The organism is Escherichia sp. E1130, assembly GCF_005781065.1.
Taxonomy (GTDB): domain Bacteria; phylum Pseudomonadota; class Gammaproteobacteria; order Enterobacterales; family Enterobacteriaceae; genus Escherichia.
Genome location: NZ_VATL01000012.1, coordinates 1 through 18370, shown reverse-complemented (window position 1 = coordinate 18370; position 18370 = coordinate 1). Strand labels below are relative to the sequence as shown.

19 protein-coding genes are annotated in these 18370 nt (G+C 50.8%); 6 read left to right on the top strand and 13 right to left on the bottom strand.

Features of this window, described 5'->3' with window-relative positions; genetic code table 11:
• Positions 1 to 62 precede the first annotated feature (62 nt).
• Complete coding sequence (gene yfbV, locus FEK66_RS10885) at positions 63 to 518, bottom strand: terminus macrodomain insulation protein YfbV (protein ID WP_000106627.1); 456 nt, start codon at positions 516 to 518, stop codon at positions 63 to 65.
• A 338-nt stretch (positions 519 to 856) separates the two neighbouring features.
• Between yfbV and ackA the strand changes: the two genes are divergently transcribed.
• The 3 genes from ackA to yfcC all read left to right on the top strand — a co-directional run bounded on the left by ackA (position 857) and on the right by yfcC (position 5988).
• Positions 857 to 2059 carry an acetate kinase gene (ackA, locus tag FEK66_RS10880; protein WP_130207228.1) on the top strand — a complete coding sequence of 401 codons (1203 nt, stop codon included), beginning with the start codon at positions 857 to 859 and terminating at the stop codon, positions 2057 to 2059.
• Positions 2060 to 2132: 73 nt separating this feature from the next.
• Positions 2133 to 4277: a phosphate acetyltransferase gene (gene pta / locus FEK66_RS10875; RefSeq protein WP_130207230.1), complete on the top strand. Its 2145-nt coding sequence runs from the start codon at positions 2133 to 2135 to the stop codon at positions 4275 to 4277.
• A 190-nt stretch (positions 4278 to 4467) separates the two neighbouring features.
• Positions 4468 to 5988: a putative basic amino acid antiporter YfcC gene (gene yfcC, locus FEK66_RS10870; protein WP_130207232.1), complete on the top strand. Its 1521-nt coding sequence runs from the start codon at positions 4468 to 4470 to the stop codon at positions 5986 to 5988.
• Positions 5989 to 6020: 32 nt separating this feature from the next.
• Here the strand turns inward: yfcC and yfcD are convergent, their stop codons facing one another.
• Genes yfcD through yfcF form a run of 3 tightly spaced genes read right to left on the bottom strand, consistent with a single transcriptional unit; the run spans position 6021 to position 7873 of the window.
• A complete protein-coding gene (gene yfcD, locus FEK66_RS10865) occupies positions 6021 to 6563 on the bottom strand; it encodes an NUDIX hydrolase YfcD (RefSeq protein ID WP_130207234.1) in 543 nt (180 codons plus the stop codon).
• 58 nt (positions 6564 to 6621) lie between these two features.
• Complete coding sequence (gene yfcE / locus FEK66_RS10860) at positions 6622 to 7173, bottom strand: phosphodiesterase (RefSeq protein WP_064526570.1); 552 nt, start codon at positions 7171 to 7173, stop codon at positions 6622 to 6624.
• Positions 7174 to 7228: 55 nt separating this feature from the next.
• Complete coding sequence (gene yfcF, locus FEK66_RS10855) at positions 7229 to 7873, bottom strand: glutathione transferase (protein WP_130207236.1); 645 nt, start codon at positions 7871 to 7873, stop codon at positions 7229 to 7231.
• A gap of 134 nt (positions 7874 to 8007) precedes the next feature.
• Between yfcF and yfcG the strand changes: the two genes are divergently transcribed.
• Genes yfcG through FEK66_RS10840 form a run of 3 tightly spaced genes read left to right on the top strand, consistent with a single transcriptional unit; the run spans position 8008 to position 9988 of the window.
• Entirely contained in the window at positions 8008 to 8655 is a 648-nt protein-coding gene (gene yfcG, locus FEK66_RS10850) for a GSH-dependent disulfide bond oxidoreductase (RefSeq protein ID WP_130207238.1), read from the top strand.
• Between the two features lie 56 nt (positions 8656 to 8711).
• Positions 8712 to 9074, top strand: a complete 363-nt coding sequence (folX, locus tag FEK66_RS10845) for a dihydroneopterin triphosphate 2'-epimerase (protein WP_135494649.1) — start codon at positions 8712 to 8714, stop codon at positions 9072 to 9074.
• 20 nt (positions 9075 to 9094) lie between these two features.
• A complete protein-coding gene (locus FEK66_RS10840) occupies positions 9095 to 9988 on the top strand; it encodes a TIGR01777 family oxidoreductase (protein WP_135494652.1) in 894 nt (297 codons plus the stop codon).
• Positions 9989 to 10035: 47 nt separating this feature from the next.
• Here the strand turns inward: FEK66_RS10840 and FEK66_RS10835 are convergent, their stop codons facing one another.
• The 9 genes from FEK66_RS10835 to cvpA all read right to left on the bottom strand — a co-directional run bounded on the left by FEK66_RS10835 (position 10036) and on the right by cvpA (position 18150).
• A complete protein-coding gene (locus FEK66_RS10835) occupies positions 10036 to 10926 on the bottom strand; it encodes an Rpn family recombination-promoting nuclease/putative transposase (RefSeq protein WP_135494655.1) in 891 nt (296 codons plus the stop codon).
• Between the two features lie 196 nt (positions 10927 to 11122).
• The gene (hisP, locus tag FEK66_RS10830; protein ID WP_130260569.1) at positions 11123 to 11896 is read right to left on the bottom strand and encodes a histidine ABC transporter ATP-binding protein HisP; all 774 of its coding nucleotides are present in this window, start codon (positions 11894 to 11896) and stop codon (positions 11123 to 11125) included.
• Positions 11897 to 11903: 7 nt separating this feature from the next.
• Positions 11904 to 12620, bottom strand: coding sequence for an ABC transporter permease (locus FEK66_RS10825; RefSeq protein ID WP_000569948.1), 717 nt, complete (start codon positions 12618 to 12620; stop codon positions 11904 to 11906).
• Positions 12617 to 13303, bottom strand: coding sequence for a histidine ABC transporter permease HisQ (hisQ, locus tag FEK66_RS10820; RefSeq protein WP_130207250.1), 687 nt, complete (start codon positions 13301 to 13303; stop codon positions 12617 to 12619). The genes FEK66_RS10825 and hisQ overlap by 4 nt, the downstream gene beginning before the upstream one ends.
• 90 nt (positions 13304 to 13393) lie before the next feature.
• Positions 13394 to 14176, bottom strand: coding sequence for a histidine ABC transporter substrate-binding protein HisJ (gene hisJ, locus FEK66_RS10815; RefSeq protein WP_138211464.1), 783 nt, complete (start codon positions 14174 to 14176; stop codon positions 13394 to 13396).
• A 220-nt stretch (positions 14177 to 14396) separates the two neighbouring features.
• Complete coding sequence (argT, locus tag FEK66_RS10810) at positions 14397 to 15179, bottom strand: lysine/arginine/ornithine ABC transporter substrate-binding protein ArgT (protein WP_130207252.1); 783 nt, start codon at positions 15177 to 15179, stop codon at positions 14397 to 14399.
• A 264-nt stretch (positions 15180 to 15443) separates the two neighbouring features.
• The gene (gene ubiX, locus FEK66_RS10805; RefSeq protein ID WP_130260570.1) at positions 15444 to 16013 is read right to left on the bottom strand and encodes a flavin prenyltransferase UbiX; all 570 of its coding nucleotides are present in this window, start codon (positions 16011 to 16013) and stop codon (positions 15444 to 15446) included.
• Positions 16014 to 16107: 94 nt separating this feature from the next.
• A complete protein-coding gene (gene purF, locus FEK66_RS10800) occupies positions 16108 to 17625 on the bottom strand; it encodes an amidophosphoribosyltransferase (RefSeq protein ID WP_130207254.1) in 1518 nt (505 codons plus the stop codon).
• A 36-nt stretch (positions 17626 to 17661) separates the two neighbouring features.
• A complete protein-coding gene (cvpA, locus tag FEK66_RS10795; RefSeq protein WP_000262113.1) occupies positions 17662 to 18150 on the bottom strand; it encodes a colicin V production protein in 489 nt (162 codons plus the stop codon).
• Between the last annotated feature and the right edge of the window lie 220 nt (positions 18151 to 18370).

Genomic DNA, 18370 nt, shown 5'->3' with positions numbered 1-18370 from the left:
ACTACGGTGAAAAAAAAGAAGGCCGATGTCTGCCTTCTTTTATATGCGTAATCAGGGGTCAATTACAAATCATCAAGGAAAGTTTTATCCAGTTGTTTGAAGGCGCGCTTAAGCGTGTCAGCTAATGCCTGGTAATCTGGCTTGCCTTCAACAGGTGCCAGCACCTGTCCAGACTCCTGCAATTTACCGCGAACTTCATAAAACCAGTTGAGGATTGCAGGTGGTAATGGCGTTACAGAACGCTTGCCCAGCCACCACAGTCCCTGCATGGGTAAGCTTAGGGCGAACAACGCAGTGGCGACTGCCGGACCAAGCTGACCGCCCAGCGCAATCTGCCAGCAGAGAGTAAACACGGCGATCGGCGGCATAAAGCGGATCGCATAGCGCGTCATCTTAATGACACGATTCTCAACAAAGACCGGGGCAAGGCGTTTTTCCAGCGGCCACGTCTTTGAGTAATGCTGTCCCCGGCGAAACAAGCTAAAAAAATTAACAGAACGATTATCCGGCGTTGACATGCTTCACCTCAACTTCACATATAAAGATTCAAAAATTTGTGCAAATTCACAACTCAGCGGGACAACGTTCAAAACATTTTGTCTTCCATACCCACAATCAGGTATCCTTTAGCAGCCTGAAATGGCCGAGTAGTACATATTCATTGAGTCGTCAAATTCATAAACATTATGCCATTGGCTGAAAATTACGCAAAATGGCATAGACTCAAGATATTTCTTCCATCATGCAAAAAAAATTTGCAGTGCATGATGTTAATCATAAATGTCGGTGTCATCATGCGCTACGCTCTATGGCTCCCTGACGTTTTTTTAGCCACGTATCAATTATAGGTACTTCCATGTCGAGTAAGTTAGTACTGGTTCTGAACTGCGGTAGTTCTTCACTGAAATTTGCAATCATCGATGCAGCGAATGGTGAAGAGTACCTTTCTGGTTTAGCCGAATGTTTCCACCTGCCCGAAGCACGTATCAAATGGAAAATGGACGGCAATAAACAAGAAGCGGCTTTAGGTGCAGGCGCCGCTCACAGCGAAGCGCTCAACTTTATCGTTAATACTATTCTGGCACAAAAACCAGAACTGTCTGCGCAGCTGACCGCTATCGGTCACCGTATCGTACACGGCGGTGAGAAGTATACCAGCTCCGTAGTGATCGACGAGTCTGTTATTCAGGGTATCAAAGATGCAGCTTCTTTTGCACCGCTGCACAACCCGGCTCACCTGATCGGTATCGAAGAAGCACTGAAATCTTTCCCGCAGTTGAAAGATAAAAACGTTGCTGTATTTGACACGGCGTTCCACCAGACTATGCCGGAAGAGTCTTACCTCTACGCCCTGCCGTACAACCTGTACAAAGAGCACGGCATCCGTCGTTATGGCGCGCACGGCACCAGCCACTTCTATGTAACTCAGGAAGCGGCAAAAATGCTGAACAAACCGGTAGAAGAACTGAACATCATCACCTGCCACCTGGGCAACGGTGGTTCCGTTTCTGCTATCCGTAACGGCAAATGCGTTGATACCTCTATGGGTCTGACTCCGCTGGAAGGCCTGGTAATGGGTACTCGTTCTGGTGACATCGATCCGGCGATCATTTTCCACCTGCACGACACCCTCGGCATGAGCGTTGATGCCATCAACAAACTGCTGACCAAAGAGTCTGGCCTGCTGGGTCTGACCGAAGTGACCAGCGACTGCCGCTATGTTGAAGATAACTACGCGACGAAAGAAGACGCGAAGCGCGCAATGGACGTTTACTGCCACCGCCTGGCGAAATACATCGGTGCATACACCGCGCTGATGGATGGTCGTCTGGACGCTGTTGTATTCACCGGTGGTATCGGTGAAAACGCAGCGATGGTTCGTGAACTGTCTCTGGGCAAACTGGGCGTGCTGGGCTTTGAAGTTGATCGCGAACGCAACCTGGCTGCACGTTTCGGCAAATCTGGTTTCATCAACAAAGAAGGTACCCGTCCTGCGGTGGTTATCCCAACCAACGAAGAACTGGTCATCGCGCAAGACGCGAGCCGCCTGACTGCCTGATTTCACACCGCCAGCCCAGCTGGCGGTGCTGTTTTGTAACCCGCCAACCGGCGGTAACGAAAGAGGATAAACCGTGTCCCGTATTATTATGCTGATCCCTACCGGAACCAGCGTCGGTCTGACCAGCGTCAGCCTCGGCGTGATCCGTGCAATGGAACGCAAAGGCGTTCGTCTGAGCGTTTTCAAACCTATTGCTCAGCCGCGTACCGGTGGCGATGCGCCCGATCAGACAACGACTATCGTGCGTGCGAGCTCTTCCACCACGACAGCCGCCGAACCGCTGAAAATGAGCTACGTTGAAGGTCTGCTTTCCAGCAATAAAAAAGATGTGCTGATGGAAGAGATCGTCGCGAACTACCACGCTAACACCAAAGACGCTGAAGTGGTTCTGGTTGAAGGTCTGGTACCGACACGTAAACACCAGTTTGCCCAGTCTCTGAACTACGAAATCGCCAAAACGCTGAACGCGGAAATCGTCTTCGTTATGTCTCAGGGTACTGACACCCCGGAACAGCTGAAAGAGCGTATCGAACTGACTCGTAACAGCTTCGGTGGTGCCAAAAACACCAACATCACTGGCGTTATCGTTAACAAACTGAACGCACCGGTTGATGAACAGGGTCGTACTCGCCCGGATCTGTCCGAGATTTTCGATGACTCTTCCAAAGCTAAAATCAACAATGTTGATCCAGCGAAGCTGCAAGAATCCAGCCCGCTGCCGGTTCTCGGCGCTGTGCCGTGGAGCTTTGATCTGATCGCGACTCGTGCTATCGATATGGCACGCCACCTGAATGCCACCATCATCAACGAAGGCGACATCAACACTCGCCGCGTGAAATCTGTAACTTTCTGTGCACGTAGCATTCCGCACATGCTGGAGCACTTCCGTGCAGGTTCTCTGCTGGTAACTTCCGCAGACCGTCCTGACGTACTGGTTGCCGCTTGCCTTGCTGCAATGAACGGCGTAGAAATCGGCGCCCTGCTGCTGACTGGCGGCTATGAAATGGACGCGCGCATTTCTAAACTGTGCGAACGCGCTTTCGCCACCGGCCTGCCGGTATTCATGGTGAACACCAACACCTGGCAGACTTCTCTGAGCCTGCAGAGCTTCAACCTGGAAGTTCCGGTTGACGATCACGAGCGTATCGAGAAAGTTCAGGAATACGTTGCTAACTACATCAACGCTGACTGGATTGACTCTCTGACTGCCACTTCCGAGCGCAGCCGCCGTCTGTCTCCGCCTGCGTTCCGTTATCAGCTGACCGAACTGGCGCGCAAAGCGGGCAAACGTATCGTTCTGCCGGAAGGCGACGAACCGCGTACCGTTAAAGCAGCCGCCATCTGTGCTGAACGTGGTATCGCAACTTGCGTACTGTTGGGCAACCCGGCAGAGATCAACCGAGTTGCAGCGTCTCAAGGCGTAGAACTGGGCGCAGGCATTGAAATCGTTGATCCAGAAGTGGTTCGCGAAAAATATGTTGCTCGTCTGGTCGAACTGCGTAAGAACAAAGGCATGACCGAAACCGTTGCCCGCGAACAGCTGGAAGACAACGTGGTTCTCGGTACCCTGATGCTGGAACAGGATGAAGTTGATGGTCTGGTTTCTGGTGCTGTTCACACTACCGCAAACACCATCCGTCCGCCGCTGCAGCTGATCAAAACTGCACCGGGTAGCTCTCTGGTATCTTCCGTGTTCTTCATGCTGCTGCCGGAACAGGTTTACGTTTACGGTGACTGTGCGATCAACCCGGATCCGACCGCAGAACAGCTGGCTGAAATCGCCATCCAGTCCGCGGATTCCGCCGCAGCCTTCGGTATCGAACCGCGTGTGGCTATGCTCTCCTACTCCACCGGTACTTCTGGTGCAGGTAGCGACGTAGAGAAAGTTCGCGAAGCAACTCGTCTGGCGCAGGAAAAACGTCCTGACCTGATGATCGACGGCCCGCTGCAGTACGACGCTGCGGTAATGGCTGACGTTGCGAAATCTAAAGCGCCGAACTCTCCGGTTGCAGGTCGCGCTACCGTGTTCATCTTCCCTGATCTGAACACCGGTAACACCACCTACAAAGCGGTACAGCGTTCTGCCGACCTGATCTCCATCGGGCCGATGCTGCAGGGTATGCGCAAGCCGGTTAACGACCTGTCCCGTGGCGCACTGGTTGACGATATCGTCTACACCATAGCGCTGACTGCAATTCAGTCTGCACAGCAGCAGTAATCTCGTCATAATCCGCAGCCTTACTGCTGCGGATATCAGAACCGGAAATAGCCACTATTTCCGGTTTTTTATTCTCTTAATTTGCATTACTCCTTTCTGATTATCTTGCTTAACTGCGCTGCATCAATGAATTGCGTCATCTCACTTTGCATACTTACCACTTTGTCTTGTGCAAGGGAAAATTTGCGCTATGTCAGCAATCACTGAATCCAAACCAACCAGAAGATGGGCAATGCCCGATACTCTGGTGATTATCTTTTTTGTTGCTATTTTAACCAGTCTCGCCACCTGGGTTGTTCCGGTGGGAATGTTTGACAGTCAGGAAGTGCAATATCAGGTTGATGGTCAGACAAAAACACGCAAGGTTGTAGACCCTCACTCATTTCGCATTCTGACCAACGAGGCGGGCGAACCAGAGTATCACCGCGTACAACTGTTCTCGACGGGCGATGAACGTCCCGGCCTGATGAACTTCCCGTTTGAAGGGCTAACCTCTGGTTCGAAATATGGGACCGCCGTTGGCATCATCATGTTTATGCTGGTGATTGGCGGCGCGTTTGGCATCGTGATGCGTACAGGAACTATTGATAACGGCATCCTGGCGCTTATCCGCCACACACGAGGGAATGAAATTCTTTTCATTCCGGCGTTATTTATTCTCTTTTCACTCGGCGGTGCGGTATTTGGCATGGGGGAAGAGGCTGTCGCCTTTGCCATCATCATCGCGCCACTCATGGTACGGCTGGGTTATGACAGTATCACCACCGTCCTGGTAACCTATATCGCTACGCAAATCGGTTTTGCCAGCTCGTGGATGAACCCGTTCTGCGTGGTCGTCGCCCAGGGGATCGCTGGTGTTCCGGTGCTTTCTGGCTCCGGTTTGCGCATCGTGGTATGGGTAATCTCTACTCTGATTGGCCTGGTCTTCACCATGGTGTACGCCTCACGGGTGAAAAAGAATCCTCTGTTGTCACGCGTTCATGAGTCCGATCGTTTCTTCCGCGAAAAACAGGCGGATGTCGAACAGCGCCCATTTACCTTTGGTGACTGGCTGGTATTAATTGTTTTAACCGCCGTCATGATCTGGGTGATTTGGGGCGTTATCGTCAATGCCTGGTTTATTCCTGAAATTGCCAGCCAGTTCTTCGCTATGGGTCTGGTAATTGGCATCATCGGCGTTGTCTTCCGTCTGAATGGTATGACGGTAAACACCATGGCTTCATCATTTACCGAAGGCGCGCGAATGATGATAGCCCCCGCCCTGCTGGTTGGTTTCGCCAAAGGGATTTTGCTGCTGGTAGGTAACGGCGAAGCCGGTGATGCCAGCGTACTGAATACCATCCTCAACAGCATTGCCAATGCCATTAGCGGCCTTGATAACGCGGTCGCGGCGTGGTTTATGCTGCTCTTCCAGGCGGTATTTAATTTCTTCGTGACATCCGGTTCTGGCCAGGCCGCGTTAACCATGCCGTTACTGGCACCGCTTGGCGATCTGGTCGGCGTTAACCGTCAGGTTACCGTGCTGGCCTTCCAGTTTGGCGATGGCTTCAGTCATATCATTTACCCGACCTCGGCTTCGTTAATGGCCACGCTCGGTGTTTGCCGGGTGGACTTCCGTAACTGGATAAAAGTGGGGGCAACACTGCTTGGACTGCTGTTTATTATGTCCAGCGTGGTGGTGATAGGCGCTCAGTTGATGGGCTACCATTAAAAACGTTAAGAGCCGCGATTGCGGCTCTTTTTTCATTCTGCCGTTTCAGTCTCTACGGCTTCATTGTTGGCATTGCGCTTCATCCACAACGCCAAAGCTTTTAGCGAGTCTGGTGTGAACTCATCGCAACGCGCGGTGATTTCTTCTGGCGTCAGCCAGCAGACCTCGCTGACTTCATCTTCCTGAAGGGCGAAAGGGCCGTGAGAAACACAGCTGAACAACGCGCCCCAGACACGGCAATTTTTATCTTCGAAATAGAACTGCCCGTGCTCGGCAAAGGGGACACCGGCAATGCCCAACTCTTCTTCCGCTTCGCGACGTGCGGATTCCAGCAGTTGTTCATCAGCCTGGACCACACCACCAGCAGTAGCATCTAACATGCCGGGTAAAAAGTCTTTTGTCTCGGTACGACGCTGGACCAGAATTTTGCCCATACCATCATGCACGACGATGTAAGTTGCACGATGACGCAGACACTGTGCCCGCATTTGTTCCCGGCTGGCTTGTGCAATGACTTCGTTATCTTCATTGACAATATCCACCCATTCAGTACTTGCCAAACGACGCTGTTCCATTATCAGGAAACCTTCTTTTTCTGGCGCTCTTACGGCGCATTTTGAGTTGTTGGGTAAATTACGGATTAATCGCGACCTGCGCAATGATACTTTGATCATTGAGTGCGATTACGCTTAGTACGTCATCTTCGAGCATGCCGTAGCTCGCCAGATTGCCGCCTTTCGGAATGCTAACCGAACCGGGGTTGAAGTGGAAAATCTCCCCCCGCTGCTCCGCCACCGGCAGATGGGTATGACCATACACCAGCACGTCGTTCTGGTTTAACGCCGGCAGATTATCCGGGCCAAACAGATGCCCATGTGTCAGAAACAGGCGCTGTTTTTCCAGCAACACCTGTTGCCATGGCGCGGTCATTGGGAAATGCAGCAGCATTTGGTCCACTTCACTGTCGCAGTTGCCACGTACAGCGATGACTTTATGCGCCACTTCATTCAAGCGTTCCGCCACCTTTGCCGGCGCATAGCCCTCCGGTAAAGCATTGCGTGGGCCGTGATTCAACACGTCGCCAAGAATCACCAGCCACTGCGCGCCGCTTTGGGCAAACAACTCCAGTACACGTTCCGTCGCCGGTAACGACCCATGAATGTCCGATGCAAACATCAGTTTCATCACTCACTCCTCGTCGAAAAAACGTAAGCTATGATACTGGATTCTGTCGCTGCTATCAGCCAGATTGCTTTGCTGAAAGTGCAATAAAACGCTGAACTGAAGCACGCTGCCACTGGAATGCCGCATAATCCACCATACGCTCCGGCACCTCATCGCCGTGCAGCACCAGACGATTAATCATTAGCGCTAAATCAGTATCGGCAATGCACCACTCGCCAAACAAATTAGGCTGGTTATGCGTCAGTAAATGTTCTGCCATTGCGAACAATTTCTGCGCGCTGGCTTTTCCCTCCGCCGTTAGCGGTGCTTTTTTTGCGCCAGCAAAAACGACATCCGTCGAACGCTCTTCACGCAGAGGCATCAGGTCGCTCCGCAGCCATGCCTGAATCTGCCGTGCACGCGCCCGGTTTTGCAGATCCAATGGATAAATGCGTTCCCAGGTCGGCGGCGCAAAACGGTCTTCCAGATATTCCGCTATGGCAGAGGATTCACTCAACTCAAAATCATCAATCTGTAACAAAGGCACGCGGCGTGTCTGCCCGTAACCTTGCCACGTCGGCTGTAAATGTTCACCGCTGTCAAGGTCGATAGTCTTTATATGAAAAGGTAGTCCTTTCTCCTGCAACGCCACCCAGGCAGATAACACGTAGGGGGAGAAAAAATGGGCATCTGACCAAAGCGTGATAGCGGGTTTACTCATTATATCCTCGGCGATAAAGGGGCTTGCTCTCAAACTATAGAGCCTTTTTGCCACGGTTACTTGATGAAAACTCACGCAAGCCTCCCGGGTTTCTATACTTGAGATGTTCAGATTATTAGACAACCGGAGCTGCAATGATCGATCTCTATTATGCCCCTACCCCAAATGGCCACAAAATTACGCTGTTTCTCGAAGAGGCTGGCCTGGATTATCGTTTAATTAAGGTTGACTTGGGGAAAGGCTGTCAGTTTCGCCCGGAGTTTTTGCGCATTTCGCCGAACAATAAGATTCCGGCAATTGTTGATCATTCACCGACTGATGGCGGCGAACCGTTAAGCCTCTTTGAGTCAGGTGCAATATTGTTGTATCTGGCAGAGAAAACGGGACTATTTTTAAGTCACGACCCGCGTGAGCGCGCCACCACCTTACAATGGTTATTCTGGCAGGTTGGCGGCCTGGGGCCAATGCTCGGACAGAATCATCATTTTAATCATGCTGCGCCACAGACTATTCCTTACGCTATTGAACGTTATCAGGTTGAAACCCAGCGTCTGTATCAGGTACTCAATAAGCGCCTGGAAAACGCCCCCTGGCTTGGCGGCGAAGATTACAGCATTGCGGATATTGCCTGTTGGCCGTGGGTAAATGCATATGCTCGCCAGCGAATTGACCTTGCTATGTACCCGGCAGCGAAGAACTGGCATGAGCGGATCCGTTCGCGCCCTGCCACCGGGCAATCACTATTAAAGGCTCAATTGAATGATGAGATCTCAGATAGTTAACTGAGAAAGGTTCTCGTGTATTATTCCAGTCTAAGTAAAACAACAGGGAACCTGCAATGTCACAACCTGCCGCTATTATTCGTATAAAGAACCTTCGTTTACGTACATTTATCGGAATTAAGGACGAGGAAATTAACAACCGTCAGGATATCGTTATCAATGTCACGATCCACTACCCCGCCGATAAAGCGCGTACCAGTGAAGATATTAATGACGCGCTGAACTATCGCACCGTCACCAAAAACATCATTCAACACGTAGAGAATAACCGTTTCTCTTTGCTGGAAAAATTAACTCAGGATGTGCTCGATATCGCACGAGAACATCACTGGGTAATCTATGCTGAAGTGGAGATCGATAAACTGCACGCGCTGCGCTACGCCGATTCGGTATCAATGACCTTGAGCTGGCAGCGTTAACCGCCATATCGGGAGGCTGCATGAATATAGTGATCACCGGAGGGACTGGATTAATTAGTCGCCATTTAATCCCGCGTTTGCTGGAGTTGGGCCATCAGGTCACTGTGGTGACGCGTAACACGCAGAAAGCCAGTTCAATCCTCGGCCCTCAAGTGACACTATGGCAAGGGCTTGCCGATCAAAGCAACCTCAACGGCGTTGATGCGGTAATCAACCTGGCTGGCGAACCGATTGCCGACAAACGCTGGACTCGCGAGCAAAAAGACCGACTGTGCCAAAGTCGCTGGAATATTACGCAAAAACTGGTGGATTTAATTAACGCCAGCGACAGGCCACCGTCGGTCCTTATTTCTGGTTCGGCGGCGGGATATTACGGTGATTTAGGTGAAGTAGTGGTTACCGAAGAAGAGCCTCCGCATAACGAATTTACCCATAAACTCTGCGCCCGCTGGGAAGAAATTGCCTGTCGGGCGCAAAGCGACAAAACGCGTGTGTGCCTGCTGCGTACCGGTGTGGTGCTGGCACCAGATGGCGGAATTCTCGGCAAAATGCTGCCGCCGTTTCGCCTCGGTTTAGGTGGCCCCATTGGCTCTGGTCGGCAGTATCTGGCCTGGATTCATATCGATGATATGGTCAACGGGATTCTCTGGCTGCTGGATAACGATCTGCGCGGACCGTTTAATATGGTTGCCCCCTATCCGGTACGCAACGAACAATTTGCCCACGCGCTCGGTCATGCACTGCATCGCCCGGCAATTATGCGCGTCCCCGCCACCGCTATTCGGCTGTTAATGGGCGAATCTTCAGTTCTGGTATTAGGCGGGCAACGTGCGCTGCCAAAAAGGCTGGAAGAAGCGGGATTCGCTTTTCGCTGGTACGATTTAGACGAGGCGCTGGCAGACGTTATTCACTGATGTGTTTTACCGCGAACATCCGCCAGTTAGTTCCTGGTAATTCAGAATTAGTGGATTTTCGCCAAAAGCTCGTCTGGCGAAAGTCGGGTCAGTGTCAAAACTAACTCTCGGTCTAAACCTCTCTCCAGCATCTCCTGAGCAATACGCAGGGCTTCTTCGTGTTTGCCCTGCATTGCGCCTTCTTCACGTAATCTGTCAGCAATGGTCATCAGTTTCTCCTTTTCTTGTGGTGCGCGTTCTGTTATCTCACCAATAAATGCACGGAAACGCTGGGCATCTCCCGTTTGTAATACATAATTAAACAGGGCTTTTAGCTGTCTGTCATTAGTGTTCCCTGTAACTAGCAGCGAAACAATTTGATCGACTAATCCTAACAGATCGCGCTGGCGAATATGTTTCTGCATTAACTCCAGTAACGCCATTTTGCGGTGTTGCATAATCTCGTCATCCGGCACTACGGTAATATCCACCAGCGGAAAAGCCGATGAATAAATTTGGCGGGCAATAGCAGGTTCTGCAAATTCATCAAGCCAACATAGAGAATAAGGATAAGGACTTCTGCAACCATGATAAAACAGCATCGGGATCACTAACGGAAGCTCTTTATAGCCTGCATCAAGATGGTTTTGCATTGCCGCGATAGAATAGCGCATCATGCGAAAAGCCATTAATTCTTCCGCCTTACTTTGGTGTTCAATAACGACATAAATATATCCCATCCCCTCATCAGTTTTCACTGACCACAAGATGTCGGAATAATATTGCCGCAGGTTTTCATCAATAAAACTGTTTGGTTCCAGTTTTAACGTCGATAAATCACAAAGTTTACGTAGAGGCGCAGGAAGGTGAATATCAATAAAATCCCGTGCGGTGTCCGGATGACGTAAAAAGGATTTAAATACCGCATCATGCGGTGTGGAAGTTGTCGATATGGTCATGGCGTTCCGTCACCCCTCAAATTTAAGATGACGAGACAATAACCACCCTTTATAAGCAATGCAGCAGGCAGTTTTTATATCTGGACAGTGAATTCAGAACTATTTTAAGTGGACTGCAATATATACATGTCAATGGAAGCCAACTCGCAAATTAGCCTTGAAAATACTCCGGAAGCATTAGCCACCGGAGAGGAAATTATTTCAGCGATCCCTTAAGGAACTGTTGCAAACGAGGACTTTGCGGGTTGCCAAATAATTGTTCTGGCGCACCCTCTTCTTCGATTTTCCCCTGATGGAGGAAAATAACATGTGTGGAGACATGGCGAGCAAATTCCATTTCGTGGGTTACCACCACCATCGTTTTGCCCTCTTCCGCCAGCTGCTGCATAATGCGCAGCACTTCGCCCACCAGCTCTGGATCAAGGGCCGATGTAGGTTCATCAAACAGCAGAACTTCTGGTTCCATTGCCAGCGCCCTTGCGATGGAAACACGCTGTTGCTGACCGCCGGACAGATGCACCGGATATTTCCCCTGCGCACGTTCGTCTATGCCGACTTTCGCCAGATATTTCACCGCCCGCTCGCGCGCTTCATGCTTGCTCAGGCCCAGCACCTGAATGGGCGCTTCCATGACGTTTTCCAGCACCGTCATGTGGCTCCAGAGATTGAAGTGCTGGAACACCATCGTCAGGCGCGTGCGCAGTAAACGCAGCTGATTTTTATCGGCGACTTTCAGTTGACCGTCTTTGTCGCGAACCAGATTGATAGTCTGGCCGTTAACCACGATCGAGCCTTCACTCGGTTTTTCGAGGAAGTTAATGCAACGCAGAAAGGTACTTTTCCCCGATCCCGACGATCCGATGATGCTGATCACATCTCCGGCGTTCGCTTGCAGTGACACCCCTTTCAGCACTTCATGTTCGCCGTAGCGTTTGTGCAAATCGATAACGTTTAATTTATTCTCGGACATCGTATTCTCAGTGCGTTGAAGAAGGTTTCACATGCTGCAACCAGCGTTTTTCCGCTCTGCGAAAGAGGCTGATCAGGACATAAGAGATGATTAAATAGAGTACCGCAGCAATGCCAAAGGCGGTAAAAGGTTGATACGTCGCGGCGTTGATATCACGGGCAATTTTCAGCAGATCCGGCACCGTGGCAGTAAACGCCAGCGCAGTAGAGTGCAACATCAGGATCACTTCGTTGCTGTAGGCCGGTAACGCAATACGCAGCGCCGACGGTAAAATAATGCAGCGATACATTTTAAAGGTCGAGAAACCATAGGCTCTGGCAGCTTCAATTTCCCCGTGCGGCACTGAGCGGATCGCTCCGGCAAAAATCTCGGTGGTGTAAGCACAGGTGTTGAGCGTCAGCGCCAGCACGGTACAGTTCAGGCCACTGCGGAAAAAGGCGTTAAGGAACTCGGTACCCTTAACAATCTCCAGCGTGTACATGCCGGAATAGAACACCAGCAACTGCACATACAGCGGCGTACCGCGAAAAATATAGGTAAATAACCAGATTGGAAACTGGATGTATTTATTACTTGAGACGCGACCAATCGCCAGAAACAGCGCCAGAATTCCGCCTATCACTACTGACAAAATCAGCAACCAAAGGGTAATCGCCACGCCGGTAAAGCGATAACCGTCGGTCCACAACAGCGGTTTCCAGTATTCATGTAAGATTTCGATCACAGGTCAGCCCTCTTCACACCCACGGAGTAGCGGCGCTCAAGGAACAGCAGCACACCATTGGAAACGGTGGTGAAAACCAGATAAATCACGCCACAAACGATGGCGAAATAGAACGGTTCCCATGTACTTTTGCCTGCCAATTGGGTGGCTTTCACCACATCTTCCAGGCCGAGTAACGAAACCAGAGCGGTAGATTTGAGGATCACCTGCCAGTTGTTGCCAATGCCCGGCAGAGCGTAACGCATCATCGCCGGAAACATAATCCGCCGAAATACTTGCCCGCGAGTAAAACCGAACGCCGTAGCCGCCTCTATTTGTCCTTTCGGCACCGCCATAAACGCGCCACGGAACGTTTCGGTGAAGTAAGCACCGTAAATAAAACCCAGGGTGATAATACCGGCAACCATCGGGTCGATATCAATCTGTCCGACGCCCATCGCTTCCGTCACCGCGTTTAGCGCAATCTGCAAACCGTAAAATATCAGCAGCATCAACACCAAGTCCGGCACGCCGCGAATCAGCGTGGTGTACCCTTCGAAAATCAGCCCCGAAAGCCGATTTTGCGAGAGCTTACCGCCAGCGCCAATTAAACCGATGATTACAGCGAGCACTACAGAGCTGATAGCCAGCTCCAGCGTGACGAGCGCCCCCTGTAAAATAACACCTGAAAACCCATACAACATGCAGCCTGTCCTGTCGTGTGTGGTGAATTTCCTGCCTCTTGTCTCCCTCCAGTTACCCAAAGGGAGCGGGCTTTCTTTCACCGATGGTGATTAACCACCATAAACATCAAAATCGAAGTACTTTTTCGCTAATTTCTCGTAAGTACCGTCAGCGCGCATTTCGGCAAAGGCTTTGTTCAGTGCCTCGCGCAGTTCGTTATCTTCTTTACGCAGGCCCATGCCGGTGCCTACGCCAAACAGTTTTTCATCTTTAACAGACGGGCCACCGAATTTGTAATCTTTACCGACTGGCTGTTTGAGGAAACCTTCGCTGGCGGCAACTTCGTCCTGGAACGCGGCATCAATACGCCCGGCGGTCAGGTCAGAATAAATGTTGTCCTGCCCCTGATAAGAGACGATTTCAATGCCTTTTGGCGCCCAGTGCTCGTTACCAAATGTCTCCTGGGTCGTGCCCTGCAATACGCCCACCCGCTTGCCTTTCAGCGATTCTACTGTCGGCTGAATGTCGGAATTTTTCGCCACAACCAGGCGAGAATCGGCGGCGTACAATTTGTCGGTGAAGGCTATTTCCTGCTGGCGTTTTTCGGTGATGGAAAGCGATGACATGATGGCGTCAATCTTCTTCGCTTTTAATGACGGAATTAACGCATCCAGCGGGTTTTCGACAAATGTACATTGCGTATTGATGCGTTTGCACAGTTCCTTCGCCAGGTCGATATCAAAGCCAACCAATTGACCTTGTGAATTTTTTGATTCAAACGGTGCATAAGTCGGGTCAGTACCGATGCGAATATTTTGCGGAATAGCAGCAAAAGCAGCAGTCGCGCTGGAGAAGGCCAGAACCAAGGAGAGCGATAGCACCAGTTTTTTCATAATGTCCTCAACTGACAGTCTTTTAATAGGGAATATTTACAGGTTTGTTACACTTATCGTGCCATAAAATTGACCAACAAGGCAAAATATCCTGGCCCGTTAATCGTATTATTTTTCATTAAAATTGCTTAAGTATGCATTTCAATGCACCACGATAGTGCAACAAACCTATAATGCACCATGATAATGACGCTATCAGGTGCAGCTTCCCTGCGACGTATCAGTCACCGTAGACATTAAAATCGAAGTACTTTTTCGCCATCTTGTCGTAAGTACCATCCTGGCGCAGTTCGCCAAGCGCCTTATTAAACGCAGCCGTCAGTTCAGCATCATCTTTACGTAGCCCGACACCGGTGCCGTCACCGAAGTATTTTTTGTCTTTCACTGAAGGGCCAGCAAAGGCGAACTCTTTACCGGCAGGTTGCTTAAGGAATCCTTCACTGGCGGCGACTTCATCTTGTAACGCAGCATCCAGACGCCCCGCAGCAAGATCGGAATAGACTAAATCCTGGTTGGCATAAGCCACAACATCAATACCTTTACTGCGCCAGGTATCGTTAGCGTAGGCTTCCTGAGTGGAGCCTTGCAGCACTCCGACATGTTTACCTTTCAGTGAATCCAGCGTTGGCTGAATAGGTGAACCTTTAGCGGCAATCAGACGGGAATCCGCGGCGTACAACTTGTCAGAGAAAGCAATCTCCTGCTGACGTTTATCGGTAATGGAGAGCGACGAAATAATAGCGTCGATTTTTTTCGCTTTCAGTGAGGGGATCAGCGCATCAAAGTCACTGGCAACCCAGGTACATTTCACCTGCATCCGTTTGCACATCTCGTTACCGAGATCGATATCAAAGCCAACAAAGTCACCTTTGGCATCTTTCGATGAGAACGGTGCATAGGTGGTATCCGTTCCGATACGTACCGTCTCCGGCAGCGCCGCGTAGCTGGAAGCTGCTGCGGAGATACCGACTAACAAAGACAGAGCGAGAATCGACTTCTTCATACATAACCCTCAAGTGAAATGGCTTTTTTATATTGTGTATTGTGTTGTGTGTTTGCAGGCTCGTTCATGCAGGTCTTATGCCATCTTGCCGACAGCAGCAACATTCAACGTAAAATATGTTAATAAGACGTTGCATTATTGTCCTGAAATTGAAGATAGCAGGTATGGCGGTTGAATCGCAGCGTTTCGATTCAATGGAAGGAACAAAATGTCGAGGATTTGATCGCGGTTGCAAAATTGCCCTGAAACAGGGCAACAGCAAAGTTATGCGCCCTGCCAGCGGGCAAAGAGATCTACGGGAAGGGTTATCGCAAACTGGTCAAGAACACGGTTAACCGTCTGATTTATCACATCATCAAGGGATTGCGGGCGATGATAAAACGCCGGAACGGGAGGCATAATCACCGCACCGATTTCAGCCGCCTGAGTCATTAAACGCAGGTGGCCTAAGTGCAACGGTGTTTCACGCACGCAGAGCACCAACGGGCGACGCTCTTTCAGCACCACATCTGCCGCGCGGGTCAACAGGCCATCGGTATAGCTATGGACAATGCCGGAAAGGGTCTTGATTGAACAGGGTAAAATCACCATGCCCAGCGTCTGGAAAGAACCAGAAGAGATGCTGGCAGCAATATCGCGCGCATCATGAGTTACATCGGCTAACGCCTGCACTTCGCGCAGGGAAAAATCCGTTTCGAGGGATAAGGTCTGGCGCGCCGCCTGGCTCATAACCAGATGCGTTTCGATGTCTGTGACATCGCGCAGAACCTGTAATAAGCGCACGCCATAAATCGCGCCGCTGGCACCACTGATGCCTACAATGAGTCGTTTCATAGAGAGTTGCCCTGTCAGACTTGCAGGCAGACTTTGCAGGATTTCGGCGGGAGTTGCAAGTCAGGGTGCCAGACTGGCACCCTGAGTGAAGGCATCATCCTTCGTTATGCATTTCCAGGTTTTCCACTTCGTTCTGACGTTGCAATGCTTTGGCGTCGTCATTACGTAAAGTATCGAGAAAATCGAGATAGCCCTGATCAACATCTTTGGTGACGTAGACGCCGTTGAACACCGAGCATTCAAACTGCTGGATATCCGGATTTTCAGCGCGAACAGCTTCGATCAGATCGTTGAGATCCTGGAAAATCAAACCGTCGGCACCGATGATCTGGCGAATTTCATCCACTTCGCGACCGTGAGCGATCAGTTCCGTGGCGCTCGGCATATCAATACCATAAACGTTCGGGAAGCGAATCTCTGGTGCCGCAGAGGCGAGGTACACTTTCTTCGCTCCGGCTTCGCGTGCCATCTCGATAATCTGCTCAGAAGTGGTGCCACGCACGATGGAGTCATCCACCAGCAGGACGTTTTTATCGCGGAACTCGGCGCGGTTGGCGTTCAGTTTACGGCGCACGGACTTACGACGCAGTTGCTGACCCGGCATGATGAAGGTACGACCAACATAGCGGTTTTTAACAAAGCCCTGGCGGTATGGTTTGCCCAGAATTCGGGCGATTTCCAACGCGATATCGCAGGAAGTTTCCGGAATCGGGATCACCACGTCGATATCAAGATCTTCCCATTCACGGGCAATTTTCTCGCCCAGTTTCGTGCCCATATTCACACGCGCGCTGTAAACGGAAATTTTGTCGATGAACGAGTCAGGACGGGCAAAGTAAACATACTCAAACAAGCATGGATTGCTGACTGGATTGTCGGCACACTGACGGGTAAACAACTGCCCTTCTTCAGTGATGTAAATCGCTTCGCCTGGGGCGACGTCACGCAGGAACTCAAAGCCCAGCGTATCGAGCGCAACGCTTTCGGAAGCGACCATATATTCTGTGCGATTCTCGTCGATATCACGTTTCCCCAACACCAGCGGACGAATCCCGTTAGGATCGCGGAAGGCGACCATACCGTGGCCGATAATCATCGCCACGCAGGCATACGCGCCGCGAATTTGGCGGTTAGTCGCGGCAATGGCGGAGAAAATGTTGTCGGCTTCCAGCGGGTAGTGGCGGAAGTTGTCCAGCTCGCTGGCGAAGATATTAAGCAGAATTTCCGAGTCGGAAGTGGTGTTGATGTGGCGGCGTTTTTCTTCAAACAGTTTTTTACGCAACTCGTGAGCGTTGGTCAGATTGCCGTTGTGGGCAAGCGTAATACCATACGGAGAGTTAACGTAAAACGGCTGCGCTTCAGAGGCGCTGGAGCTGCCAGCCGTAGGGTAACGCACATGACCAATGCCCATATTGCCCTGCAAACGCTGCATATGGCGAGCTTCAAATACATCGCTCACCAGCCCGTTCGCTTTACGCAAACGGAAGCAGTTATTGGCATCTATGGTGATGATGCCGGCGGCATCCTGACCGCGATGCTGAAGCACCGTTAAGGCATCATAAATCGACTGGTTAACCGGCATAACACCGGCGATACCGACAATACCGCACATACGTCTTTTTCCTCGTTAAGCCACATCTCAGAGCACTTACGCTCTGGGCAAGAAACTTGACGAGCTTTGCAGATAATCAAAAAACCATCTGATGATAAAACTGAACTGCGGGATCAGCTGTGATTTGCTCCAGTCTTCGCTTTTCGACACCCCGGTAAAGGAGTCGAGAAAGAAGAGAATGGCAGCAACAATCAACACACCGCGCAACGCACCGAAACAGACGCCCAGCACCCGATCGGTGCCTGACAACCCCGTTTTCTCCACCAGCTGGCCTATCACGAAGTTCACGATAGCACCAACGATCAGGGTAGCGATAAACAGTACCGCGATGGCAATCCCATTTCGAACCAGTTCGTCTTCAAAGCCCGTAAACCAGACTGACAGGTAAGTGTAGTAATGACTGGCAACAAAGAAAGCACAACCCCATGTCACCAGCGATAACGCTTCACGAACAAAGCCACGGATCAGGCTAACCAGAGAGGAAAAAGCAATCACCGCGATTATGGCGTAATCAATCCAGACCATATGTGTCCCACGATTTTACGCCCTGTCATCCTGTTCGGGGCGCATTCTAACAGAAAAAGAAAACGTTTGCGTAGGGATTTCCTTCCCGCGCATCAATAAAAATGGCGCTGAAAAAATATTCAACGCCATCGACTTTTTATGCCTTTGCGGCATCGGGCAATCATTGTCGGATGCGGCGCGAACGCCTTATCCGACCTACAGTTCTGCTCCAGCACAGGCC